Genomic DNA, 26,106 nt, shown 5'->3' on the forward strand with positions numbered 1-26,106 from the left:
ATGATATTACCAACCGGCAATCATTCCGTGCCAATACGGCATTCATACAGGCAGGGTGAAAGCGGAGTATAATAATTGCCGCCTGCACTCTGCCGCTCACGACAGGAGTGATGCGTATGTCAGCTCGCCGCCAACGCTGGGAATTCCGCCCGCCAGCGCCTGCCGATGTTAGCGAACGTCTTGGTCTGCCTCCGTTACTGGCGACGTTGCTTTACCAGCGTGGCTTGCATGATCCCGCCGCGGCCAGCGCCTTTCTCGCCGCCGATTACGCTGCCGGTCTGCACGATCCATTTCAAATGCGCGGTATGGCTGAGGCCGCGGCCCGGATCGCCGCAGCCATCGATCGCGGTGAGTTGATGACGGTCTATGGCGATTTTGATGTTGATGGGGTGACGGCAGTCGCGTTGGTAACCCAAGCGATTGGCGCAATGGGCGGGCGGATCCGACCATACATTCCGCATCGCGCTCGCGAGGGGTATGGCTTGAACAACGTTGCGATCGGCCAGTTGGCCGCCGATGGAGTGCGCCTGCTGATTACGGTTGATTGCGGCATCTCGAATCACGCCGAAGTGGCCGATGCGAACCGGTTGGGGATCGACGTGATTGTCACCGACCACCACCATCCGCCTACCGAACTGCCGCCAGCGTTGGCAGTCGTTAATCCCAAGCAACCCGATTGCGCGTATCCATTTAAAGAGTTAGTCGGTGTTGGGATTGCGTTCAAGCTCATCCAAGCATTGGCGCGCAACGGCAAGCGTCCGGCCAATTTGCGCGGGCGCGATATGCTCGATCTGGTGGCGCTGGGAACGGTGGCCGATATGGGGCCATTGCTCGACGAGAATCGGGTCTTAGTGCGGGCCGGCCTCATCGCGCTGAACGAGACGACGCGTCCCGGCGTGCGTGCGCTGATGGCCGCCGCCGGATTAGCGCCGGGGTTGATCGATAGCGGCGCAATCGCGTTTGCGCTGGCCCCGCGCCTCAATGCCGCCGGCCGGCTCGCTGAAGCTCGCCGCGCCTACGAGTTGTTGCTGGCCAGCGATCGGGAAACTGCCGATGGGTTAGCCGCCGAATTGAATGCGACCAATCGCGAGCGACAGGCGCTCACTCGCCAGTTACAGGCGCGAGCCGAAGAGCTGGTCGCGCAGAGCGGGCGGGCCAAGCAACCGTTGATTGTGCTCGCCAGCCCTGAATTCAACGCCGGTGTGATCGGGCTCGTCGCGGCTCGTATCGTCGAGACCTACTACCGGCCGGTGGTGGTGATCGAGCAAGGTAGCGAAACCTCACGCGGTTCGGCTCGCTCGATCCCCGGTTTGAGTATCATCGATATCTTCGATCAATGTGCCGACCTATTCGTGCGCTACGGCGGCCATGCTGCGGCAGCCGGCTTTACCATTACCACTGCGCAGATTCCGGTGCTCGAACAGCGATTGATCGCTCTAAGCCGGCAATATGTGCGCGATGACCAACTGGTGCCACGGCTGATGATTGACGCAGTAGTACCGCTGACCGAGCTATCGTGGGAACTATACGCCGGCATCCAGCAGCTTGAGCCGTTTGGGCAAGGCAACCCGCAGCCGATCTTGATGGCGCCAAACGTGACTGCCATTGACCCCCAGCCGACCAGCGATGGCGCCCATCTGCGCATGCGGGTGCGCGCCGGCACGAGCATGTTCGAGGCGATTGGCTTTCACTTTGGCCACTTCGCCGAGGCGTTGCAGCGATACCCAACGATTGATCTCGCCTATCAACTAGCCGTTGATGAATGGAACGGGCAACGGCGCATGCGGTTGCTGGTGCGTGATTTTCGGCGCGCGGGAGGCGGGCGGAACGGTGGCTGAGACAAAAACCGCCCTGCCTTGATGATCGGCAGGGCGGTGCATAGAGACCGGATGCGAGCGATTAGGCGTCAGACTGGTTGGTAACCGGTGGTTGGGGCCGGCGCGCCGGCAACGGGTTCACGCCCCACAACGACTGAAGGTGTTGGCGTGCGCCGCCGGTGCGCCGATCGAGCAACATCACGAAGCGACTCGCGTTTGCCAGTCCCAGACGCTCAACCAATGCCGCCCATCCTTCCTCGATCAGCCGAGTCTCGGATTGATTCATCGCATCTGCTCCTTAACTAAGTGTAGGTCGGCCTCAACCATCATCTGCACCAGTTCGGGGAACGTGGTGCGTGGCTGCCAGCCAAGTTTCTGGCGAGCTTTGGAAGGATCGCCGATCAGCAGATCCACTTCGGCTGGACGCATAAAGCGCTGGTCAATCACCACATAATCGCGATAGTCAAGACCGACATAACCAAACGCCAACTCGCAAAACTCGCGGACTGAATGCGTTTCGCCGGTTGCAATTACATAGTCTTCGGGTTGATCCTGTTGTAACATCAGCCACATTGCTTCGACGTAATCACCAGCGAACCCCCAATCGCGCCGAGCCTCAAGGTTGCCCAATCGCAGCTCCTCATCGAGCCCGAGCTTAATCCGCGCCACGCCGTGCGAAATCTTGCGAGTGACAAACTCAAGCCCGCGCCGCGGACTCTCGTGGTTAAACAGGATGCCCGAAGTGGTGTGCATCCCATAGCTTTCGCGATAGTTCACCGTAATCCAGTGACCATACACCTTGGCGACCCCGTAGGGACTGCGCGGGTAGAATGGCGTTGTCTCTTTCTGCGGCACCTCCACCACTTTGCCGAACATTTCACTGCTCGACGCCTGATAAAACCGGATGTCGGGATCCACGATCCGCACCGCATCGAGCAAACGGGTAACGCCCAACGCGGTGGTTTCGCCGGTAAAGACCGGCTGCGGCCACGAGGTCTGCACGAAGGATTGCGCCGCGAGATTGTAGACCTCGTGCGGACGATGCTCGCGCAAAATGTGAATTAGCGACACCTCATCGAGCAAATCGCCGCTGACAAGGGTCAGTTTATCTTGAATATGCTTAATTCGCTCGAAATTGACGGTGCTCGAGCGCCGCACCATCCCGATCACCTCATACCCCTTAGCAAGCAAGAACTCAGCGAGATAGCTACCATCTTGCCCGGTAATGCCGGTGATCAATGCGCGTTTCGGAGCCATTGTTCGTTATCCTCTCACATGAGCAGTGCGACACGCCTACGGCTATTCTGTGCCACGGCGACTCAGACAATGCTACTATACAACGGAATGGCGGATCGCGTCTGCTAAGAGAGTTACCATGACCGTTACTGAAGAACCGATTGGTCAACGAATTGCCCGGTTACGCGCCAACCTCGGCTGGACGCAGCAGGATCTGGCTGAGCGTCTGGCCATCTCGCGGGTAGCAGTCTCTCACATAGAGTTGGGGCTGTCAACGCCCGGCGAGCGCACCATCACGCTGCTAGCCGGTTTGTTCAAATGTGAACCGCTGCAACTCGTCGCCGGTACCGATTATCCGCCGGCGCGGGCGGAGCGGTTGCCGTTTGTCGCCTGCCGCTATACCGAAGTCGAGTTGCAACTGGCGCTACTGGCTCGCGATCGAGCTTGGCTGGCCGAGATGGGGGCGGCAGCGGGTGCGCGCGCCGCCGCCATCATTGACGAGTGGCGTTGGCGGCTCGACCAACTCACCCGTGAGACGATTGATCGCCGTGAACGGGCGCTCATTGCCGCTGCGCGCCGCGAACTAGACGGCTAACCTACAACTCGCCGCGGGCCGCCGCCACTGCCTTCTGGGCGCCTTCGGCCAACGTGGCCGCTGGGATCAGCTTAGAACCGGCCAACAGTGCCCGTCCAGCTTCTTCATTGGTGCCAACCAGCCGTGCCACCATCGGCACGTCGGTGGGCACCTCTTCGAGAGCAGCAAGGATGCCGCGCGCGACTTCGTCAACGCGGGTGATGCCGCCAAAGATGTTGAACAATACCGCCTTGACGTTCGGATCAGAGAGGATGATCTGCAACGCTGCTTTGACCTTCTCTTTGCCGGCCCCGCCGCCGATATCGAGGAAATTGGCCGGCTCGCCGCCCGACAGCTTGATCACATCCATCGTCGCCATCGCCAACCCGGCGCCGTTGACCATACAGCCGATGTTGCCGTCGAGTTTGATGTACGTAATATCGGCCTCGCGCGCGCGCCGTTCGGCTTCCGGCTCAGCAGAGGGATCGCGAAGCGCTGCTAGTTCGGGGTGGCGGAAGAGGGCGCTCTCGTCGAGCAGCACTTTCGAGTCGAGCGCAAGCAGGCTGCCGTCAGCTTTCACCACCAGCGGGTTGATCTCGGCCAGCGAAGCGTCGTTCTCGACAAAGGCCCGATACAGCGCACTGGCGATCTGAGCGAATTGGCGAGCTTGCTTACCGTCGCGCAGCCCGATGCGGAAGGCTAGCTCACGGGCTTGAAAATCGAGCAAGCCCATCGTCGGGTGGGCGGAAATCTTGATAATTGCTTCAGGGTTCGTCTTAGCAACCTCTTCGATCTCGACGCCGCCTTCGGCTGAGGCGATCATCGTGATCCGCTTGCTGCCGCGATCCAGAATGGCTGACAGATAGATCTCGCGCTCGTAACTGACCGCTTCGGCAACCAGCACCTTCTCAACGGTCAACCCTTTGATATTCATGCCCAAAATCTGCCCAGCCACCTGCTCGGCCTCGGCTGGAGTTTGGGCCAACTTCACGCCACCCGCCTTGCCGCGCCCACCGACATGCACTTGCGCTTTCACCACCACCGGCCCGCCAATTTGTTCGGCGATGGCGCGCGCCTCGGCTGGCGTGACCGCCACTCCGCCGCCGGTCACCGGAATGCCGTAGCGCGCCAAGAGTTCGCGCGCCTGATATTCATGCAACTTCATGCCAGCTCTCCACTACCCGCCGTGGGCTTGTTTCGTCGTTTAGACACAACCATGCAACTGAGATCTGTGCGTGATAACTTCGGGAATAGTAGCACAGAAATCGGCGAACTGTCAAATATTTTGCTTGTGCAAAAGTTGTGCATGAGGTAGATCTTTCCCTGATCCCATGCCTTGCTGCGCAGCAAAAGGATACCGCAAAATGTTTGACACTTCAAGCGTCATTCAGTCGCTGGCGAGATCGTACCGCGCCACGATGCCGGTGGGAAAGCTACACGCGATCAACTCTTCGACCAGCCCGCGCCGTTTGCCGTCACAGTTGATTTTGCGGCTGGCCAGCACCACATCCACCTCATAGGCATTGTCATATAATTGATGGGCTAGCGTCGTCGATGAATTGGAAAGCATCACGTAACAGCCGCGCGCTGCTAGTTGGTGGAAGACGGCGGCTAACCGGCGCTGCTCGGTTTCGTCGAACCCGCGCCGGGTGTAGCTGGTAAACGAAGCGGTGGGGCTGACGGGGACGTAAGGCGGGTCGAAGTAGATGAAATCTCTCGCTTGGGCATAGTCGAGCACGGCGGCGAAGTCGGCAACGCGCAGTTCGGCGTGGCGCAAGGCTCGGCTCACTTCGCGCAGGTTGTCGCTATCGACGATCAGCGGGTTTTTGTAGTAGCCGAACGGCGCGTTGAATTGGCCTTTGTTGTTGAGGCGGTAAAGGCCGTTGTAGCACGTGCGGTTGAGAAAGATGGTGCGGGCAGCGCGTTCGACAAGCGAGCGCTGGGCGAAGTCGGGCCGGCGATCCCAGCCGCGAATCTCGTAGAAGAAGTCGCGGTCGGTCGCATACGGGCGCAGACTCTGGAGCAGGTCGATCAACTCTTCGGCCTGATCTCGCACGGCCCGATAACAATCGATCAGCTCCGGGTTCACATCGCTCAAGATCGCGCCATGCTGCAAGCGGCCTTGATTCCAGAGGTAGAAGAAGAGAGCGCCGCCGCCCACGAATGGCTCGTGATAGCGGCCAAAGCGTTCGGGAATCCGCCGTGATAGCTCTGGCAAGAGTTGGCTTTTACCGCCAGCCCACTTTAAAAATGGACGCGCAGGCACACATGGCTCCCCGGCAGGCGCGGCGGGCGCGCCCGTCCCCCAAACGCGATCGTAGGAACGCATTATAGCATATCGGTTACCGCCAGCAGCCGGCTAAGCACTGGCAAGGGCGGCGCGCCAAATGACAGTACGGCGTCGTGAAAGCGGCGTAGCGAAAAGTGTTCGCCCCAGCGTTGTTGCATCCGTTCGCGTAGTCGCATGATCGCCAAGCGACCCACGGTATAGCAGATGACCCCCGGATCGAGCGCTGCCCGGCGCGCTTCGCGCATAGCGAGCGGTGGCTCTAGCCCGGCTTCGGCGCGAAATCGCTCGGTGGCGGCGGCGAGATCGGTCGCGCCGGTGTGCAGATCCACCGCCACGACCAGCCGGCAGGCGCGCAAGAGGGCCTCGCCAGCCACCGCCGCTGTGAGCCGGAGATCTTCTCCATCAAAGCCAGCAGCTACTGTCATCTGTTCGACATAATGCGCCCAGCCTTCGAGATGGCACACACTCCAGAAGTGGCGGGCCAACCGGCCCGGCGCGCGCGCGATAAAGGCAAGGTGCAGGTAATGGCCGGGGTAGGCTTCGTGGAGGGCGGCGACTGCCAGCGCTGGCCGGCCAAAGGCGCGCAACCATGCCGCTTGCTCGTGAACTGGCCATGTTGGATCAGGCAGGCTGACGGCCACTTGCGCTAGCCCGCTCCGCCCCGGTGGGATGAGGCTCAGCGCCGTCCAGCGGGCAAACGGCGGCGCGATCGTCACCTGTGGTAACGTTGTGTCGATCAGACTCACCAGCTCGTAGCGAGCGAGCAGGGTGCGCGCATGGGCAATCCAGCCACGCAATTCGGCTAACACCTGCTCAGCCGGCGGATGGTCGGCGGCCAGTTTGTGCAGCAGCCGGCGGTAGTCGCGGTACGGTGCGAGCGCACTCAAGATATCACGCTGCCGGCGCAGCTCAGTTTCACCCAAGGCGCGCAGCCGTTCCGGCGATAGGCTAATCTGTTCAGCCAGCCGCAGCCAATCGCTGAAGTAGGCGGCGCCAAGACCCACTTCCTCAATGGCAGCAGGCAGGTGTTCTACCTGTAAAAAATGGCTAAACGCCGCCAGCGCAGTGAGCGCTGCACGCGCAGCAGCCCGCAACTCGCGGTTGGGCAGATGGGTGCTATTGAGCGTAGCGGCGGTGAGTTGGAGTGCAATCAGCGCCTCTTCGATCGCTAGCCGGCTAAGGGGACGGCGGAGGTTGGCGCGCGCGGTTTCCAACAGGCCGGGAATAGCGCGCAGTTCGGCCAAGAGCACGTCACATTCGGCTTCATCACTGGTCTCTAACCGGCGCGGGTCAAGAAACGCCAGCCCAGCATAGTAACGGGGATCGCGGCGGTGCAGTTGTAACGTGCTCAGTTGCCAGATGGCCCATTCGAGCTGCCAACTCAACAAGGCGTGGTCGAGCTGTTCGGCGACGGTTTGGGGCGTAAGGTGCTGCAACGCCACAGCTAAAGCCCGGTAACGGGCCAGCCGCGCCGCGATTGCCACCGGGCTATGTTCGCCGATCACCGGCGGCGGCGGCAATCCGCTCGCAGCGGCTTGCGCTGGGTGTGCTGCGGTATATTCGGCCAAAAAGTCATCGATCAGGCCGCTAAGAGTTGTCGCAGAGAGTGGCGCAACCACGAATGGTAGACCTCCGAGCGCAGGTGGTTTCTAGCTCTCGATGGCACGCGAAAAGGTTGCCGGCTACTGGTCGGTTACAGCGTATGGCGGTCAAGCTGTTGTATGCCATCTCGTATCTCTAGTATCAAGATAAATGGGGGTGTCTGTCAACAGGGTTTGTTCACGGTTTTTACGATGAAGGGGAAGCTATTTCCGTTGTAACAGACTATTACCGCCAACAGGAGCGATTACTTGGGGCTGCGCCCCCTCGCCTTGACCGCCGATTACGCCCCGCTCCCCACCTGTCATTGCGAGCCGCGCTCTGCGCGGTGAAGCAAGCTCCCACAAGTACGGATTCAGCTCGCTGAGGGGGATTGCTGCGGTCGGGCGCTCACAGTCAAGCTGGGCACCGCTCCCTCGCCCTGACCGCCGATCACGCCCCGCTGTTCCCCCGTTGTTGCTATAATTCGGCGTAGTTCTTCAGGCAGCAATCACATATATTATTGAGGACACCATGCAGATCACTATCCGGCCAGTAGCCACATACGCCGAGTATCAGGCCTGCGAACAACTTCAGCAATTGGTGTGGGGCGATGAGTTTGTGGTACCGCTCAACCTGCTGGTAACGGTGCAGCGCAATGGTGGGTTGGTGCTGGGCGCATTTGCAGGCGACGAACTGGTGGGCTTCGTGTTTGGTTTTTTGGCCCGCACTGCCGATGGCCGCTTGAAGCATGCCTCGCATATGGCGGCGGTACGGCCCGATCTGCGCGATGCGCGCATTGGCGAGCGGCTCAAGCGGGCGCAGCGTGAGTTTGCCTTGGCGCAAGACCTTGAATTGATGACGTGGACGTATGACCCGCTGTTGGCGCGCAATGCCCATCTTAATATCCACAAACTGGGCGCGATCTGCCGCACCTATTTGCGCAATGTATATGGGCCGGAGCCAGAGCTGGTTGATGGTACGTTGCCTAGCGATCGGTTTCAGGTCGAGTGGTGGTTGGTGCAATCACCGGTGGCGCGCCCGTCTGCCGAGCAGGTAGCGGCAGCTCCTCTGATCAATCCGTCACTCGATGCGCTGCCAGTCATTGCTGGTGAACTGGTCGCGCGTTTGCGCATTCCGCTTGATTTTAGCGCCGTGCAGCAACGCGATCCTAGCGCAGCGCAGGCGTGGCGTTACCATTTCCGGGCCTGCGCCGAAGCTGCTTTTGCCGCCGGGTATGTGGTGGTTGATTTTGGCCGCGCCGATCACCAACATGGCCAATATACCTTGGTGCGGCCCACGTCGTAAGGTCGTCGTAGGGGCGCAGCGTGCTGCGTTCCTACAGCGCGGTCGGGGGGCTGGTAAGGCCGGCGGCGCGGTCGGGGGCTCGTGGGTGGCAACAGAATGCCATCGCGCGCACGCGCATAGTTCAGGTCGCCGTTGATTGCGCCGTGGTAGCCGATATGCGGGCAATTGGCCCGATCGAGCACGATTGAGGCATCGATGCCGACCTATTTGTTGGCATCTACCACCTGCCGTACCCATACTGCTCCGTTCGGATATGCATAGATAAGCACGCCATTCGTGGCATCACAGTAGGCGACATGTGACCGTCCGGCTCTGTCAAGGGCCAGCGAAGCGTACCGACCCACATCACCTTCGGCAACTACCGTCTCGATTTGCCAGCCATTGCCGTTCCAACGGGCATAGTGCAAATCGCTATTCGTGGCGTCATAGTAGGCGAAGTGCAGCCAATCGTTACTATCGAGCGCCAACGTGACACACTCGCCCACTTGACCGTAGCTATCCACCCGTTGTTGCTCCCAGCGATTGGCGCGCCGGCGCGCATACTTGAGATCGGCGTTGGTCGCATCGTAATAGGTAATATACGGCTGATCGGCACGATCGAGCGCAAGCTGGACAAACTGCCCGCTTGGCGGCGCTTGATCGACAGTCTAAACTACCCAGTACGCACCCGTCCACGCAGCGTCAGCCAGATTGCCGCTAGTGATGTGTAATACGCTAGATACGGCCGTTCGGCGCTGTCAAGGGCGAGCGAGGCGTAGCGGCCAACCAGACCGGATTGTTCAACCAGCTCGATCTGCCAGAAGCCATTGCTCGGGCGGGCATACCAGAGAGCGTTCTGATCTCAACGGTATTCGGTAAACAAGCTGAGCTGCGGTTAGTTATCTGCATCAAGGTCAAGACTGAGGGCACGGATGGCGTTGTTGGCAGCGATGACAGTTTGTTGTTGCCATGCGGCGCCATTCCAGAAGGCATATTGCAGGCTTGATTGCGCGACGTAGTATTCAATATGCGGCTGATCGCGCGTATCAAACGCCAGCGTCACATACCAGCCGGTGATGTCTCTGTCATCAACGACTTGGATCATCCACCACGATCCATCCCAGTACGCATATTTCAGAACAGCATTGGCCGTGTCATAGTAGGCAAGATGAGGGTGGCCCTACCGGTCGAGGGCTTATGACAAAAATTGTCCGGCGTAGCGATCAACCGTTTGCACCTGCCACGCGCTTCCTGTCTACAGAGCATGCTGTAATGTCGCTGTCACTGCGGCAAAAAAAGCTGATGTGCGGGCGATCACTAGTGTCAAGGGCAAGGGCAACGGCGATGCCGGTATCGTGCTGGTCGACAGTCCGAATCTGCCAACGTTATCCATCCCAGCGCGCCTACTTCAGCGCGCTATGCGTCCAGTCATAGTACGCAATATGCGCATAGCCGGTACGACCAAGGGCGGGGTATTGGCAGTGTGCGTAGTGTTGTCAACAATTGTGATCTGCCAGCCGTTAGCGGTGCGATAGGCATATTTCAACGCGCCGTTAAACCAGTCGTAGTACCCGATGTGCGGTTAATTGGCGTGATCAAGTGCGCGGGCAGCATATTCACCCACCCCGGCATTGTCATCAACGACCTCAATCCGCCAGCCGGCGGCTTCGGCATAGGCGTAATAGAGCGCGTCGCCACCAAAAGCGAGATGCGGTTGCCCGGCGGGGTTGATGCGCAAGGTACGATCACGCCGGCGGGTGAAATGGTATGGCCAATCGACCGTCGCAATCTCCCACGTTATCGTTGGAGCAGGTGAAGGCACAGGCGTGATGCCAGCCAATATCCGGCCATCGCAAATACCCACAAGTGCGAGGATAAAAGAGTCTGAAGTTTTAAAACGTTCCCCTCCCCGTCCAAATACCCACAAGTGCGAGGATAAAAGCCGTGGACAACACAATGCGCAACAACTGCGAATTCTCACAGACAGTTGTCCTGCGCACAGCCGGGGATGCGGGAGAACAAGCAATAGTAGTACAGCACAAGGCCAATGAACCCAATCAGTACCGTGTGCAACCAGTTTGACACATCCCGCCGAGCACCGTACAATCGAAAGTGGGGAAGGGTGAACGAGGCATCACCCCACGCGCAAAGTCACGATGTGTCACATTTCGAGGAGGCTCCATGACCGTCAAGGCGCCACGTTCTCAATCGCGTCGCGCAGCGGCGGCAGTCGCTCCTGATCTGGCAGCAGTAGGTGAAGGGCGGCGCCGGGTTATTATCGAGGCGGTTGAACCGGCAATCGATGGTGGCCGGTATCCGGTTAAGCGGATTGTGGGTGATGTACTGACGGTGCGGTGCGATCTGTTTGCCGACGGTCATGACGAGTTGGCAGCGGTGGTGCGCCACCGTCCGGTCGGGGCCGAGGCGTGGCACGAAGCGCCGTTGCGCCCGCTGGTCAACGATCGTTGGGAGGGCCAATTTACCCTCAATAGCATTGGCCGCCACGAGTTTCAGATTGTGGCGTGGATCGATCGCTTTGCGACGTGGGTGCATCAGCTTGAGAAGCGGCTAGCTGCCGGCCAAGATGTGCGGGTTGATTTGCAAATCGGGGCGGCACTCGTCGGCGAAGCGGCGCACCATGCCAGCGGCGCCGATTCGGCGGTGTTGCACGTGGCTGAGGCGGCGCTGATTGCCGGTGATGTCGATACCGCTTTTGCCAGCGAGATCCATTCATTAATGGCCGTCCATTTACCACGCCGCTTTGCCACTGAATCCGAAGTGTATCCAGTGACGGTCGAGCGTGAGCGGGCGCGGTTTTCAGCGTGGTACGAGTTGTTCCCCCGTTCGACTGCCGATGAGCCGGGCCGTCATGGTACCTTTCGTGATGTGATCAAGCGCCTGCCCTACGTGGCCGAATTGGGCTTTGATGTGCTCTATCTGCCGCCGATCCATCCGATCGGCTACACCTTCCGCAAAGGCCGAAACAACAGCCTCACCGCCGGCCCCAGCGATCCGGGCAGCCCGTGGGCGATCGGCAATGCCGACGGCGGCCATATGAGCGTCCATCCCGAATTGGGCACGCTCGAGGATTTTCGAGCGCTGGTAGCGGCAGCGCGTACCTACGGCATCGAGGTAGCGCTCGACATCGCCTTCCAGTGTTCGCCAGATCATCCGTATGTACGCGAGCATCCGCAGTGGTTCCGCGCTCGCCCTGATGGCACCATTCAGTACGCTGAGAATCCGCCCAAGAAGTACCAAGATATCTATCCGTTTGATTTTGAGTCGGATGACTGGCAGGGGTTGTGGCAAGAGCTACGCCGGATCTTTGCCTTCTGGATCGAGCAGGGAGTACGTATCTTCCGGGTCGATAATCCGCACACCAAGAATTTGCGCTTCTGGGAGTGGTGCCTCAGCTCGCTCAAGGCCGAGCATCCCGACCTGATCTTTCTCTCAGAGGCGTTTACGCGGCCAAAGGTAATGTACCATCTGGCCAAGATCGGCTTTACTCAGAGCTATACCTACTACACGTGGCGCACGACCAAGCACGAGATTACCCAGTATCTGCTGGAATTGACCACACCGCCGGTGAGCGATCTCTTTATCCCTAACTTCTGGCCAAACACGCCCGACATTCTGACCCCGCAGTTCTATGCCGGCCAGCGTTCCGTCTTTCTGACGCGGGCGGCGATGGCGGCAACGCTGACGGCGAGTTGGGGGATGTACGGCCCGGCCTACGAGTTGATGGAGCATATTCCGGTGCCGGGGCGCGAAGAGTATATCGACAACGAGAAGTACGAGATCAAGCGGTGGCACCTCGATGCGCCGCATAGTCTACGCGGCTTTATTGCTCAACTCAACCGGATTCGCCGTGAGCATCCCGCGTTGCACCGCAACGATACGCTGCGCTTCCACCGGGTTGACATTGACTTCCATGAGCACGAGTGGTTGTTGGCCTATAGCAAAACTTCACCCGATGGCCAAGATATTATTCTAGTGGTGGTCAACCTCGATCCCGAACGTATCCAGCGCGGTTGGGTGCAGGTGCCGGTGGCAGAGTGGGGCCTCAATAGTGTGTACCAAGCCCACGACTTATTGACCGATGCTCGCTATACGTGGTCGGGCGAATTTAACTATGTCGAACTCAGCCCGCAAGCGCCAGTGCATATCTTCTGCATTCGCCGCTTGCGCCGCGATGAGCGCGGGTTTGAGTATTTCGCCTAACAGCACGCGCAACGCTGCGCCGATACGACGATGTTGGATGAGGGGAGTAAGCTAAACGAACGATGAGGACGCATCATGAGCCGTACCCGCCCAGCCAAGGCGCCGACGATTCTGGCCGATGATCCGCTCTGGTATAAAGATGCGGTGATCTACGAGCTGCATGTCCGTGCCTTTTGCGACAGCAACGGCGATGGAATTGGCGATTTTCCCGGCCTGACCGGTAAGCTCGATTATTTGCAGGATCTGGGGGTGACGGCGATCTGGCTACTTCCGTTCTATCCTTCGCCACTGCGTGATGATGGCTACGACATCGCTGACTATACCAACATCCACCCTAACTACGGCACTCTCGCCGACTTCAAAGTCTTTATTCGCGAGGCCCACCGTCGTGGCCTGCGCGTGATTACCGAGCTGGTCTGTAACCACACCTCTGATCAACATCCGTGGTTTCAGCGCGCCCGCCGCGCCAAGCCCGGCTCCTCGGCACGTAATTTTTATGTGTGGTCGGATACGCCCGACCGCTACAAAGACGCGCGGATTATCTTCAAAGATTTCGAGACCAGCAATTGGACATGGGACCCGGTGGCGCAGGCGTATTACTGGCACCGTTTCTACAGCCACCAGCCTGACCTCAACTTTGAGAATCCGGCGGTGCAACGGGCCATGTTCAAGGCGATGGAGTTCTGGCTCGATCTCGGCGTCGATGGTATGCGGCTCGACGCTATCCCCTATCTCTATGAGGCTGAGGGTACTAATTGCGAGAATTTGCCGGAAACGCACGCCTTCCTCAAGCGGCTACGCCGGCACATGGATGAGAAGTACCATGGGCGGATGTTTCTGGCCGAGGCGAATCAGTGGCCGGAAGACGCGGTCGCCTATTTCGGTGATGGCGATGAGTGCCACATGGCTTTCCAATTCCCGGTCATGCCGCGGCTCTTTATGTCGGTGCATCTTGAGGATCGCTATCCTATCATTGACATTATGCGGCAGACGCCGCCGATTCCCGATACTTGCCAGTGGGCGATCTTCTTGCGCAACCACGATGAGTTGACCCTCGAAATGGTGACCGATGAAGAGCGCGATTATATGTACCGGGTCTACGCCCGTGATCCGCAGGCGCGCATCAATCTTGGCATTCGCCGCCGGCTGGCCCCGCTACTCGGCAATCACCGGCGCAAAATTGAGCTGATGAACGGCCTGCTCTTTTCGTTGCCGGGCACGCCGGTGCTGTATTACGGCGACGAGATCGGCATGGGCGATAACATCTACCTTGGCGATCGCAACGGGGTGCGCACGCCGATGCAGTGGAGCGGCGACCGCAATGCCGGTTTTTCCCGCGCCAACCCGCAGCAACTCTACCTGCCGGTGATTACCGATCCCGAATATCACTACGAGACGGTCAATGTCGAAACGCAGAGCGCCAACCAGCACTCGCTACTCTGGTGGATGAAGCGACTGATCGCACTGCGCAAGCGATATGCGGCGTTTGGTCGCGGCACGCTTGAGTTTCTCTACCCCGAAAACCGCAAGGTACTCTGTTTCTTGCGCAAGACCGAAGACCAAATCCTGCTCGCGGTCTTCAATTTGTCGCGGTTTGTGCAAGGCGTCGAACTCGACCTCTCGCCGTACCGCAGCCTGATGCCGGTGGAGCTGTTTGGGCAAGTCGAGTTTCCGCCGATTGGTGACCAACCCTATTTCCTCACCCTTGGCCCGCATAGCTTCTACTGGTTTACGCTGGTGCCGCAGCGTGTCGAGGGGGTGCGGTTGGCAGCGCCGCAACCTGAAACCGAGCTGGCGCAGATACCGGTTGACGCGATCGAGTGGGATGCCATCTTTTACGACGGTCGCCAAGAGCGGCTAGAACGGGTCTTGCCCGTTTATTTGCGCAACCGGCGCTGGTTTGGCGCCAAGACGCGCAAGATTAAGCAGGTCAGCATCAACGAATTTGTTCGGCTCGATTATGCCGGCGGCCCGGCCTATCTCACGCTGCTGAATGTGCAGTATGTTGAGGGCAGCCCTGAAATGTATCTGCTACCGATGGCCTATGCCGAAGGTGAGCGGGCCGATCAGATAGTGGCCGATCAGCGCCATTTGGCGATTGCCCGCCTGAAGGTGGGGCGACGGCCTGAAGCGGGGGTGCTGTACGATCCGATCGGCGAGCGGCGCTTTCCGGCGGCGCTCCTCGAACTGACGATAGGTCGCCGGCGCTTGCGCGGCGAGGCTGGCGGCGAGCTGGTGGGAGGTACGACTCGCGCTTTGCGGAAGTTGCTGAGCGGCAGTGATGGCCTTGAACCGAGCCTGATGCGCGGCGAGCAGAGCAATTCGTCAATCAATTTCGGCGCCCGGCTGATCATGAAGCTGTTCCGCAAGATCGAGCCGGGCCGCAACCCCGATCTTGAACTAGGCCGCTATTTGACCGAAGAGGCTGGGTTTGCCCACACGCCGCCAGTGGCCGGCTACATCGAATACTTGCGCGGCAAAGACGAGCCGCTAACGCTGGCGATTGTGCAGGGTTATGTGCAAAACGAGGGTGACGCCTTCGATTACGCGCTCGATGTGGTGCGGCGCTATTACGATACGGTGCTCACCCGGCCCGATTTGACCCCGCCGGTGGTGAAGGGGAGCGTAGCCGAGCTGTTGGCAGCTGCTGCACAACCGCTGGCGCCGTTAGCCGAAGAGCTGATCGGCGGCTACCTTGAAGCAGCACGCTTGCTTGGCCAGCGCACCGCCGAGATGCATCAGGCGTTGGCAAAAGGGAGCGGGCCGGCTATGGCGCCAGAACCCTTCTCAACCCTCTACCAACGCTCGATCTATCAGAGCATCCGCAGCCTGATCGGGCGCACCCTGCAAGACCTGCGCAAGCAGTTGCCATCCTTGCCGGCGACAGTGCGCCCCGCCGCCGAACGCGTCGCGCAAAGTGAAGACGCCTTGCTAGCCCGGCTACATCGCATTACCAGCGATAAAATCGAGACCGTGCGCATCCGCATTCACGGCGATTATCATCTTGAGCAGGTGCTCTTTACCGGCAAAGATTATGTAATTATCGACTTCGAGGGTGAACCGCTGCGCCCGATCAGCGAGCGGCGGATTAAGCGGTCGCCGCTGCGCGATGTGGCCGGCATGCTGCGCTCGTACCAGTACGCCGCGTATGCTGTTCTCTTTGCGCGTGATGGGGCGGCCAGCAGCGCTGATGAGTTCGAGCGGCTGCAACATTGGGCCGATTTCTGGAGCTTCTGGGTTTGCGCTGCGTTCCTGCACGGCTACCTCGCTACAGCGGGTCACGAACCGTTTGTGCCCGCCAATCGCGCCGATTTGGAAGCGTTGCTTGAGACCTTTGTGGTCGAAAAAGCGATCTACGAACTGGCGTATGAAATGAATAATCGCCCGGATTGGTTGCCCATTCCGATCAACGGGATCTTGCGCCAGCTTGAGCAGTAGCAGTGTACCGCAGAGAATACCGAGTGCGCAGCACGTTTGTCATTGCGAGGGCGTACAGCAGCCGAAGCAATCTCCCGCTTCAGCAGAATACATGCCTGAGCGGGCGACTTCCGCCCTCGCGCGGAATTGCTGCGCCTCCGCGCCCTCGACGCACGCTGCGGGAAAACCAAAAGCTGCATTACAATAGCCTACGAGTTGCGCGTGAGCGCAGCCATCAATACCCACAAGAGGAACCACCCATGAGCGATACTGAAAAACCGCGCCGTACCCGTCGCAAGAAAGAAACGCCGGTTGAAGAAGCGACTGCGCCGATGATTGCGCCGCATACCGCTACACCCGCCGCAGTGGCCGAAGAGCCGTCGGCGGCGACCAAAGCGATGATGGCTAGCATCCTCAGTGAAGATGATATTTATCTCTTCAATCAAGGCACCCATTACCGCCTGTACAATAAATTCGGTGCCCAACCGGTAACGATCGAAGGCGTTTCCGGTACGTACTTTGCAGTCTGGGCGCCCAACGCCGAATATGTGGCTGTAATCGGCGATTGGAATAACTGGGACGCTGGGGCCAACCCGTTGCGCCAGCGCGGCTTTTCCGGCGTGTGGGAAGGGTTCATCCCCCACGTCGGCAAAGGAATGCGCTATAAGTTCCACATCGCCTCGCGCTACTATGGCTACCGTGAAGACAAGACCGATCCCTTCGGTAGCTACTTTGAAGTCGCACCGCAGACGGCGGCAATTGTCTGGGATCGCGACTATACATGGTCGGATCAGCAATGGATGGCCGAGCGCGGCCAGCGCCATCGGCTCGACGTACCAATCTCGATCTATGAAGTGCATCTTGGGTCGTGGCGACGTAAGCTCGAAGAGGATAACCGCCCGCTCAATTACCGTGAGCTTGCGCACGAGCTGGCCGAGCACGTCAAGGAGTGCGGCTTTACCCACATCGAGTTGTTACCGGTAACTGAACACCCCTTTTACGGCTCGTGGGGTTACCAGTCAACCGGGATGTTTGCGCCGACGAGCCGTTACGGTACGCCGCAAGATTTTATGTACTTTGTTGATTACCTGCACCAGAACGGGATCGGTGTGATTCTCGACTGGGTGCCGAGTCACTTCCCCACCGACGGCCATGGTCTGGCCTACTTCGACGGCACCCATCTCTACGAACATGCTGACCCGCGCAAGGGCTATCACCCTGATTGGGGGAGCTATATCTACAACTACGGGCGCAATGAGGTGCGCAGCTTCCTGATCAGCTCAGCCCTCTGCTGGCTTGATAAGTTTCATATTGACGGCCTGCGGGTTGACGCGGTGGCGAGCATGCTCTACCTCGACTACTCGCGCCGGCCCGGTGAGTGGATTCCTAACGAGTACGGCGGCAATGAGAACCTTGAAGCGATTAGCTTCCTGCGCGAATTGAATACCCAAATCTACAAGTACTATCCCGACGTACAGACGATCGCCGAAGAGAGCACGGCATGGCCAATGGTCTCGCGTCCGGTCTACGTCGGCGGGTTAGGCTTTGGCTTTAAGTGGGATATGGGGTGGATGCACGATACGCTGCAATACTTCCGCCGCGACCCGATCTATCGCCGTTTCCACCACAACGAGCTGACCTTCCGCGGCCTCTATATGTTCACCGAAAACTACGTGCTGCCGCTCTCGCACGATGAGGTGGTGCATGGCAAGGGGTCGCTACTCGATAAAATGGCGGGTGATGTGTGGCAGAAGTTTGCTAATCTGCGCCTGCTCTACAGCTACATGTTCGCCCAACCCGGCAAGAAGCTGCTCTTTATGGGCGGCGAGTTCGGCCAGTGGCGCGAATGGTCGCATGACACCAGCCTTGACTGGCACCTGTTGATGTTCCCTTCGCATCAAGGGGTGCTGCGCACGATCAGCGATCTCAACCGGCTCTACCGCAGCGAGCCGGCGCTACACGAGTTCGACTGCGATCCGAAGGGGTTTGAGTGGGTGGATGCCAATGATGCCGACGCCAGCGTTTACAGTTTCTTGCGCAAGAGCCGGCATGGTGAAACGATTCTGGTGGTACTGAATGCGACGCCGGTGGTGCGCGAGGATTATCGAGTCGGCGTGCCGGCGGGCGGCTGGTGGCGCGAGTTGTTTAACAGCGACTCTGAGTACTATTGGGGCAGCGGGCAAGGCAATGCCGGCGGGGTAATAATGGCCGAAGAGACGCCATCGCATGGCCGGCCATATTCGTTACGGCTGCGCCTGCCGCCATTGGGGGCGCTGTTCTTTAAACATAATGGATAAATGAGAGGGGGCGGGTTTTCAAACCGCCCCACCGGCTCGCACATTGTGGCAACACAGGGCGAGTTTTCAACCCGCCCTACGAATTCGAACCGTGGAATCTCTATGTTTGATTTACCCCTGCCCGGCGCGGTCTACCGGGCCGATGGTACAACCGCGTTCACACTATGGGCGCCAACGGCGACAACTGTTGAGCTGATCGTGCTCGATGCGCAGCCGCATGCGGTGGCGATGCAGCCGATCGGCTACGGTTGTTGGCATGTGATCACGGCAGCACCTCCCGGCACGCGCTACCGCTACCGGATCGACGGAGCGCGCGAGCGGCCCGATCCGGCGTCGCGCTGCCAACCCGACGGTGTGCATGGCCCGTCGGCGGTGGTGGATCATCGCTTTGACTGGAGCGATACGACGTGGCGCGGAGTTCCGCTCGCCGATCTGGTGATCTACGAGCTGCACGTAGGCACCTTCACGCCGGAAGGCACCTTCGAGGCGATTATTCCCCACCTACCCATGCTGCGCGATCTCGGCATCACCGCGATCGAGCTGATGCCAGTGGCTCACTTCCCCGGTGCGCGCAACTGGGGCTACGATGGCGTCTACCTCTATGCGCCGCATACCACCTACGGCGGCGTAACGGGCCTCAAGCGACTGGTTGATGCCGCCCATGCTCACGGCATGGCTGTGCTGCTCGATGTGGTCTATAACCATTTTGGTCCCGAAGGCAACTATTTATGGGACATCGCGCCGCCGGCGTTTACCGATCGTTACCGCACACCGTGGGGGGCGGCGATCAACTATGACGGGGCCGAGAGTGATCTGGTGCGCTGGTTGATCATCGAAAATGCACTTGAGTGGCTGCGCGAGTACCACATTGACGGCTTGCGCCTCGATGCAACCCATGCTATTTTTGATATATCGCCCTACCACGTGCTCGAAGAGCTAGCCGATCGGGTACGGGCGCAAGCGTTGCGATTGGGCCGTCCGGCCTACCTCTTCGCCGAGCATCCACTCAATGATCCGCGCTTTGCCCGCCCTAAAGAGCTGGGTGGATATGGCTTGACTGGTATCTGGTCAGACGATTTCCACCACGCGCTGCACACCCTGCTCACCGGCGAGCAACAAGGGTACTACGAGGGCTTTGGCAGCATCGAGCAGATGGCGACAGCAATTGAGCGGAGTTTCGTCTTTGCTGGCGAATATTCACCCCATGCGCGCCGCCGGTTTGGTCGTAATCCGTCGGATTTGACCGTCGAGCAGTTTGTGGTCTTTGCCCAAAACCATGATCAAGTCGGCAATCGCGCGGTTGGTGATCGGCTCGGCGCGACGCTCAGCGAGGCGCAGATGCGCTTGGCGGCGGCGACGGTACTGCTCAGCCCGTATACGCCGTTGATCTTTATGGGGGAAGAGTACAACGAACCAGCGCCGTTCCAATATTTTACCGATCATAGTGATCCGGCGTTGATCACCGGCGTGCGCGAGGGGCGCAAACGCGAATTTGCCTACTTCCTCCATCCCGGCCAAGCTGTGCCCGATCCGCAAGACCCAGCAACGTTCATGCGCTCAAAGCTGAATCATAGTTTGCGTGCGGTAGGGCGGCACGCGGCGCATCAAGCTTTCTACCGCGAACTGTTACGCATCCGGCGCGAACTGCCGGGGTTGCGGCAGCGCCCACGCACCCGTGTGCAAGGGCAGGTGATTATCGTCGAGTGGCCGGGCATCCGGTTACTGCTCAATTTCGGCCTCGATCCGGCGCAGATCGATCTACCGGCGCAAGCGTGGCAGATTCGGCTCGATAGCGCCGATCCGCCGGCAGCGAATCTAAAACGGGCCAGCGTCGTGTGCGCTGGCCACAGCGCGGTGCTGTTGGTAGCAACCGCCTAGAAGTAATACAGGGGCGCAAAGGTGTAAACAATCTGTAGCAGAGCGTCTTTGCGCCAACGCAAACGAAGCTGAAACAACGGAGTACCTCCTATGGCCGAGCGGCTGATCTGCATTCACGGCCACTTTTACCAACCGCCACGGGAAAATCCATGGCTTGAAGCGGTTGAACAGCAAGACTCGGCATACCCCTATCACGACTGGAACGAGCGGATTACTGCCGAATGCTACGAGGCAAATGCCGCCTCACGCATTCTCGATAGCCAAAATCAAATTGTCCGCATCGTCAACAACTACAGCCGGATCAGCTTCAACTTTGGGCCAACCCTCTTGACGTGGCTGGCCGCCCATGCGCCGCAGGTCTATCATGCCATCCTTCAAGCTGATCAAGAGAGCCAGCGCTATTTCGGCGTCGGCTCGGCGATGGCGCAGTGCTACAACCACATGATTATGCCGCTAGCCTCGCGGCGCGATAAGGTGACGCAAGTCATCTGGGGCATCCGCGACTTTGTCTACCGGTTTGGCCGTCAGCCGGAAGGGATGTGGTTGCCTGAAACGGCGGTTGATCTCGAAACGCTCGATATCATGGCCGAGCATGGCATCCGCTTTACGATCTTGGCCCCGATCCAAGCTAGTCATGTGCGCAAAATCGGCGAGATGATCTGGCACGATGTCAGTGGCGGACGGATCGATCCGACCCAGCCGTATCTGGTGAAACTGGCGAGCGGGCGGGCGATCACCGTCTTCTTCTACGATGGGCCGGTGTCGCAGGCCGTCGCCTTCGAGCGCCTGCTCAGCAGCGGGGTCGGTTTTGCCAACCGATTGGCCAGTATTTTCAACGACCAGCGCCCGTGGCCGCAACTTGCCCACATCGCCACCGACGGCGAGACCTACGGCCACCACCATCGCTACGGCGACATGGCGCTAGCATACGCTATGCACTACATCGAAGAGACCGGCTTGGCTAAGCTGACCAATTATGCCTCGTACTTGCAACGCTACCGCCCCACCCACGAAGTGCAGATCATCGAACGCACCTCGTGGAGTTGCGCGCACGGCGTGGGGCGCTGGTCAACCGATTGCGGCTGCAATACTGGCGGCAATCCGGGTTGGAATCAGGCATGGCGGGCGCCGCTGCGCGCTGCGCTCGACTGGCTGCGCGATACAATTGCCCCTCGCTTCGAGGGTTATGCTCGCCGGTTGCTGGTTGATCCATGGGCAGCGCGCGATGACTATATCAACGTGATTCTCGATCGCTCGCCGGAGAATGTCGCTGCCTTTATTGGCCGGCATGGCCGGGGGCGGCTCGATGAGGGCCAGCGGATTGCGGTGCTGAAGCTGATGGAGTTGCAGCGCCATCTGATGTTGATGTACACCTCGTGCGGCTGGTTTTTCGATGATCTGAGTGGAATCGAAACGATACAAGTGATGATGTATGCCGGGCGGGCGCTCCAACTGGCCCACGAGCTGTTTGGCGAAGAGTTTGAAGTGGAATTTCTCGACCGGCTGGCGCAGGCGCGCAGCAATGTGCCGGCGCGCGGCACTGGCCGCGACCTCTACGAGCGCCACGTGCGCCCAGCAATGGTCGATCTGCGCAAAGTCGGCGCGCACTACGCGATGACCTCGCTCTTCAATGGCGTCGGAGAACGTGAGCGAATTTATGCTTATACGGTCGATCGCGAAGATTATCATCTGCTCTTGGCGGGGAAATCCCGCTTGGCGCTTGGTCGGATTCGGATCGAGTCGAATGTCACCGGCGAATCAACTCGGCTCAGCTTCGGCGTGCTTCATCTTGGCGATCACAATATTTCAGGTGGTGTACGCGAATATCAGAGCGAGCAAAGCTATCAGCGGCTGATCGAAGATCTGAGTGAGCTTTTCCTACGTGCTGATATTCCCGGTGTGATCCGTCTCGTTGACCGCAATTTCGGCCAAGAGCAGTATTCGCTCAAACTGCTCTTTGGTGATGAACAGCGCCAAATCCTCAACCGCATTCTAACCTCGAGTTTGGCCGATGCCGAGGCCGCGTACCGGCAAATTTACGAGAATCATGCCCCCTTGATGCGTTTCTTGGCGAGCATGGGTATGCCGGTGCCGCAAGAGTTTCAAATTGCCGCTAAGTTTGCTATCAATACCGAACTACGCCGTTTGTTCGAGGCTGATCCGCTCGATTTTGACCGGATTAATAGCCTGTTACGTGAAGCAAAGCGTTCTGGCGTTTCTCTCGATGCCGAAGGATTGAGTTATACGTTGGCACGCACCATCCGGCGTATTAGCGAGCATTTTCAAGTCAAGCCTGAGGATCGGGCGCTGTTGGCGCAGCTCGACACAGCAGTCGGCTTAGCCCGCAATCTACCCTTCGAGGTTGATGTCTGGCACACCCAAAATGTCTATTACGAGTTGTTGCAGTCTGTTTATCCGCAGATGAAGGCGGAAGCCGAGACAGGATACGCCGATGCCCATACGTGGGTGCGGCTGTTCCGCGCGCTCGGTGCAAAATTGCGCTTTCGTCTGCCGCCGGGAGAACCATGATTGACGTAGAACCACACATTCCACGCGCAACCTACCGCTTGCAGTTGAACGCTGATCTGACCTTCACCGATGTAGCTGAGCTGGTTCCTTATTTCGCTGAACTTGGGATTAGCGATCTGTACTTCTCACCGATTCTGACCCCGCGCGCCGGTAGTCGGCACGGCTACGATATCACCGATCATTCGCAATTAAATCCTGAATTAGGTGGTGAAGCGGCTTTTGCCCGTCTCGCTGAGGTTCTCCGTGCCCATCAATTGGGGTTGATCCTCGATGTAGTGCCCAATCACATGGGTATTGGCGATCTGCGCAACTATTGGTGGCGCGATGTGCTTGAAAATGGGCCGAGTTCGGTGTTTGCCCCCTACTTCGATATCGATTGGGATCCGGTGCCGCCCGAACTGCACGGCAAGGTGTTGCTGCCGGTGCTCGGCGATCAATACGGCGTGATCCTCGAACGGGGCGAGTTGCGCTTGTCCTACGATGATGATGGCGGGTTTAGCTTGGGTTACTGGGAACACCGCTTCCCGCTCAATCCGCGCAGTTATGCCGATATTCTGGCTCACCGGCTCGACGATCTGCTGAGCGAGCTAGGGCCGGATCATCCCGACGCGATTGAGTTGCAGAGCATCATAACGGCAATCGGCTATCTGCCGGCGCGTCACGAGACGGCGCCTGATCGGGTGATCGAGCGCAACCGAGAGAAAGAAGTTATCAAGCGACGAATCGCAACGCTGGTGGCAGCGAGCGAACCGGTGCGCCGCATGATTGAGCAGGCACTGGCCGATTACAACGGCGATCCCGCCGATCCGAAAAGTTTTGACTTGCTTGATGCGTTGATTGCCCGCCAATCGTACCGGCTGGCTTTCTGGCGGGTGGCGACCGAAGAGATCAACTACCGTCGCTTTTTCGATATTAACGATCTTGCGGCTATCCGGGTTGAGCTGCCGGAGGTCTTGCAAGCGACCCACGATCTGATCTTGCGCTTGTTGGCGGAAGGAGTTGCTACCGGTGCCCGTATCGATCACCCTGATGGGTTATGGCAGCCGGCGGCCTACTTCCGTCAATTGCAAGAGAGTTATTTGCGCTATGCGGCGGCATATCGCTTTGGTGGCAGTGCCCCGGCTGATCTCGATGAACAGATTCGCGAGCGGTTGGCGCAGGCCGAACGCGGCGAACGACTGTGGCCGCTCTACGTGGTGGCCGAGAAGATTCTCAGCCACGGTGAACCGTTGCCCGCTGATTGGGCAGTGGCCGGCACCACCGGCTACGATTTTCTCAACCAAATCGGCGGCGCTTTGATTGATCGCAGCAGTCAACGCGCGCTCAACCGTCTATACAGCCAGTTTGCCGGGCCGCAACCCACCTTCGCCAATTTGGTCAACAGCAAAAAGAAAGAGATCATGCTGGTCGCGCTCGCCAGCGAAGTCAATACGCTCAGCCATTTACTCGACCGACTGGCCGAACGCACCCGCCGCTATCGCGACTTTACGCTTAACAGTCTGACGTTTGCGATCCGTGAAGTAATTGCCGGGATGCCGGTCTACCGCACGTACATCAGCACTGACGGTATCGTTAGCGAACGAGATGAGCAGGCGATCCGCTTCGCAGTGAGGGAAGCGAAACGGCGCAACCCGCGCACTGCCGCCCAAATCTTCGACTTTATCGAAGAAACATTGCTTTTGCGTAATCTTGACCACTTTGCACCAGAAGTGCGCGATGATGTGGTGCGCTTTGTGATGAAGTTTCAGCAACTAAGTGGGCCAGTGATGGCCAAGGGGGTGGAAGACACGGCCTTCTACGTCTATAACCGGCTGGTCGCGCTCAATGAGGTGGGCGGACACCCCGAACTCTTTGGCAACGATGTGGCCGATCTGCATCAGGCTGCTCAAGCTCGGCAGCAACACTGGCCGCACAGTATGGTGACAACCTCAACCCACGATACGAAGCGTAGTGAAGACGTGCGCGCCCGCATCAGCGTGCTGAGTGAGCTGCCCGATGAATGGCGCAAGCACGTGCTGCAATGGAGCCGACTGAATGCGGCGAAACGCAGCCAGCTTGAGGGCGGAATGGCGCCTAGTCGCAACGATGAGTATCTGCTCTACCAGACGTTAGTAGGTACGTGGGAAGGGATGGAGCAGCTTGCTCACTTTACCGAGCGGATTGCCGCGTATATGGAAAAGGCCACTCGCGAGGCCAAGGTGAATACGAGCTGGATCAATCCGAACGCGGCGTATGATGCCGCTGTGCAACGGTTTGTGACGGGTATTCTCGACCCACGCCGTTCGCGCCGGTTCCTCGAAAGCCTTGATGCGTTTGCTAAGCGGATCGCGTTTTTTGGCCGCTTCAACAGCCTGACCCAAACTCTCGTGCGGCTGGCGACGCCGGGGGTGCCTGATCTCTATCAGGGATGCGAGTTGTGGGATTTGAGTCTGGTCGATCCCGACAACCGGCGACCGGTAGACTTCCAGCGCCGGGTGGCGCTGCTGGCCGAGTTGCGCGCGCAGCGAGCCGAACGCGGGGCGCAGGCATTGGCGGAAGAACTGCTGGCTACCGCCGCCGATGGCCGGATCAAGCTCTACACCATCGCCACTGCGCTGGCCTGCCGGCGCGAGCGGATCGATCTCTTCCGCACCGGTGCCTACTTGCCGCTCACCCCGACCGGGCCGGCTACCGAGTACGTTATCGCCTTTGCTCGCCGCCATCCCACTGCCGGCGAAGTGCTTGCAGTCGCCCCCCGGCTCACGGCCCGGCTTAGCGGCGGGAAGGAAACGCCGCCGATCGGTGAGTTGTGGGGTGAGACGTGGCTGCCGTTGCCTGAAGTGGCGCCGGGAACGCACTACCGCAATCTGTTTACCGATGAGTGCCTGACTGTCGCCGATCATCCGGCGGGACCGGGGCTGGCGCTGGCTGATGTCTTGCGGCGCTGGCCAGTGGCGTTGGCGGTGCGGGAACCGTGACGGCTGCGGCCATCCGCAAACCGGC

Annotated in this window: 19 protein-coding genes; 11 read left to right on the forward strand and 8 right to left on the reverse strand. The window is 59.3% G+C overall.

The features are described from left to right. Positions 1-116: 116 nt before the first annotated feature. Positions 117-1,838 (forward strand): single-stranded-DNA-specific exonuclease RecJ, encoded by a 1,722-nt coding sequence (gene recJ / locus Q1A59_RS11605; protein ID WP_298401551.1) that lies wholly within the window; start codon positions 117-119, stop codon positions 1,836-1,838. 61 nt (positions 1,839-1,899) lie between these two features. On the opposite strand, the gene Q1A59_RS11610 is transcribed toward recJ, so the two are convergent. Both Q1A59_RS11610 and gmd read right to left on the reverse strand, forming a co-directional pair. Next, positions 1,900-2,103 (reverse strand): hypothetical protein, encoded by a 204-nt coding sequence (locus Q1A59_RS11610; protein ID WP_066786510.1) that lies wholly within the window; start codon positions 2,101-2,103, stop codon positions 1,900-1,902. Beyond that, the gene (gmd, locus tag Q1A59_RS11615) at positions 2,100-3,074 is read right to left on the reverse strand and encodes a GDP-mannose 4,6-dehydratase (RefSeq protein ID WP_298401543.1); all 975 of its coding nucleotides are present in this window, start codon (positions 3,072-3,074) and stop codon (positions 2,100-2,102) included. Before gmd ends, Q1A59_RS11610 begins: the two co-directional genes overlap by 4 nt. 118 nt (positions 3,075-3,192) lie before the next feature. Between gmd and Q1A59_RS11620 the strand changes: the two genes are divergently transcribed. After that, on the forward strand, positions 3,193-3,648 hold the full coding sequence (locus Q1A59_RS11620) for a helix-turn-helix domain-containing protein (RefSeq protein WP_298401541.1): 456 nt from the start codon (positions 3,193-3,195) through the stop codon (positions 3,646-3,648). A gap of 1 nt (position 3,649) precedes the next feature. Here the strand turns inward: Q1A59_RS11620 and sucC are convergent, their stop codons facing one another. The 3 genes from sucC to Q1A59_RS11635 form a co-directional block, all read right to left on the reverse strand. Beyond that, positions 3,650-4,792 (reverse strand): ADP-forming succinate--CoA ligase subunit beta, encoded by a 1,143-nt coding sequence (sucC, locus tag Q1A59_RS11625; protein WP_298401538.1) that lies wholly within the window; start codon positions 4,790-4,792, stop codon positions 3,650-3,652. Positions 4,793-5,014: 222 nt separating this feature from the next. Next, positions 5,015-5,893: a DNA adenine methylase gene (locus tag Q1A59_RS11630; protein ID WP_298401535.1), complete on the reverse strand. Its 879-nt coding sequence runs from the start codon at positions 5,891-5,893 to the stop codon at positions 5,015-5,017. Positions 5,894-5,955: 62 nt separating this feature from the next. Next, a complete protein-coding gene (locus Q1A59_RS11635) occupies positions 5,956-7,536 on the reverse strand; it encodes a DUF885 domain-containing protein (RefSeq protein WP_298401532.1) in 1,581 nt (526 codons plus the stop codon). A 493-nt stretch (positions 7,537-8,029) separates the two neighbouring features. On the opposite strand from Q1A59_RS11635, the gene Q1A59_RS11640 reads away from it, so the two are divergent. Next, positions 8,030-8,803: a hypothetical protein gene (locus Q1A59_RS11640; RefSeq protein WP_298401529.1), complete on the forward strand. Its 774-nt coding sequence runs from the start codon at positions 8,030-8,032 to the stop codon at positions 8,801-8,803. Between the two features lie 203 nt (positions 8,804-9,006). On the opposite strand, the gene Q1A59_RS11645 is transcribed toward Q1A59_RS11640, so the two are convergent. Further along, positions 9,007-9,210, reverse strand: coding sequence for a hypothetical protein (locus Q1A59_RS11645; protein ID WP_299645005.1), 204 nt, complete (start codon positions 9,208-9,210; stop codon positions 9,007-9,009). Between Q1A59_RS11645 and Q1A59_RS11650 the strand changes: the two genes are divergently transcribed. Next, the gene (locus tag Q1A59_RS11650) at positions 9,205-9,513 is read left to right on the forward strand and encodes a hypothetical protein (protein WP_299645006.1); all 309 of its coding nucleotides are present in this window, start codon (positions 9,205-9,207) and stop codon (positions 9,511-9,513) included. The genes Q1A59_RS11645 and Q1A59_RS11650 overlap by 6 nt on opposite strands. 164 nt (positions 9,514-9,677) lie before the next feature. Here the strand turns inward: Q1A59_RS11650 and Q1A59_RS11655 are convergent, their stop codons facing one another. Then, positions 9,678-9,887 carry a hypothetical protein gene (locus Q1A59_RS11655; RefSeq protein WP_298401520.1) on the reverse strand — a complete coding sequence of 70 codons (210 nt, stop codon included), beginning with the start codon at positions 9,885-9,887 and terminating at the stop codon, positions 9,678-9,680. Between the two features lie 199 nt (positions 9,888-10,086). Between Q1A59_RS11655 and Q1A59_RS11660 the strand changes: the two genes are divergently transcribed. Continuing rightward, complete coding sequence (locus tag Q1A59_RS11660; RefSeq protein ID WP_298490036.1) at positions 10,087-10,317, forward strand: hypothetical protein; 231 nt, start codon at positions 10,087-10,089, stop codon at positions 10,315-10,317. A 47-nt stretch (positions 10,318-10,364) separates the two neighbouring features. On the opposite strand, the gene Q1A59_RS11665 is transcribed toward Q1A59_RS11660, so the two are convergent. Beyond that, complete coding sequence (locus Q1A59_RS11665; protein ID WP_299645007.1) at positions 10,365-10,604, reverse strand: hypothetical protein; 240 nt, start codon at positions 10,602-10,604, stop codon at positions 10,365-10,367. Between the two features lie 359 nt (positions 10,605-10,963). Between Q1A59_RS11665 and Q1A59_RS11670 the strand changes: the two genes are divergently transcribed. The 6 genes from Q1A59_RS11670 (at position 10,964) to Q1A59_RS11695 (ending at position 26,081) form a co-directional block, all read left to right on the forward strand. Then, the gene (locus Q1A59_RS11670; protein ID WP_298490032.1) at positions 10,964-13,003 is read left to right on the forward strand and encodes an alpha-1,4-glucan--maltose-1-phosphate maltosyltransferase; all 2,040 of its coding nucleotides are present in this window, start codon (positions 10,964-10,966) and stop codon (positions 13,001-13,003) included. 75 nt (positions 13,004-13,078) lie between these two features. After that, positions 13,079-16,441, forward strand: coding sequence for a maltose alpha-D-glucosyltransferase (treS, locus tag Q1A59_RS11675; RefSeq protein ID WP_298401509.1), 3,363 nt, complete (start codon positions 13,079-13,081; stop codon positions 16,439-16,441). Positions 16,442-16,680: 239 nt separating this feature from the next. After that, positions 16,681-18,717: a 1,4-alpha-glucan branching protein GlgB gene (gene glgB / locus Q1A59_RS11680; protein WP_299645008.1), complete on the forward strand. Its 2,037-nt coding sequence runs from the start codon at positions 16,681-16,683 to the stop codon at positions 18,715-18,717. A gap of 102 nt (positions 18,718-18,819) precedes the next feature. Then, positions 18,820-20,595, forward strand: a complete 1,776-nt coding sequence (gene treZ / locus Q1A59_RS11685; protein ID WP_298401505.1) for a malto-oligosyltrehalose trehalohydrolase — start codon at positions 18,820-18,822, stop codon at positions 20,593-20,595. A 90-nt stretch (positions 20,596-20,685) separates the two neighbouring features. After that, a complete protein-coding gene (locus tag Q1A59_RS11690) occupies positions 20,686-23,124 on the forward strand; it encodes a DUF3536 domain-containing protein (RefSeq protein ID WP_298401502.1) in 2,439 nt (812 codons plus the stop codon). Further along, entirely contained in the window at positions 23,121-26,081 is a 2,961-nt protein-coding gene (locus Q1A59_RS11695; protein ID WP_298401499.1) for a malto-oligosyltrehalose synthase, read from the forward strand. The genes Q1A59_RS11690 and Q1A59_RS11695 overlap by 4 nt, the downstream gene beginning before the upstream one ends. Positions 26,082-26,106: the final 25 nt, after the last annotated feature.

It is taken from the genome of uncultured Chloroflexus sp. (assembly GCF_937951745.1).
Classification (GTDB): Bacteria; Chloroflexota; Chloroflexia; order Chloroflexales; family Chloroflexaceae; genus Chloroflexus.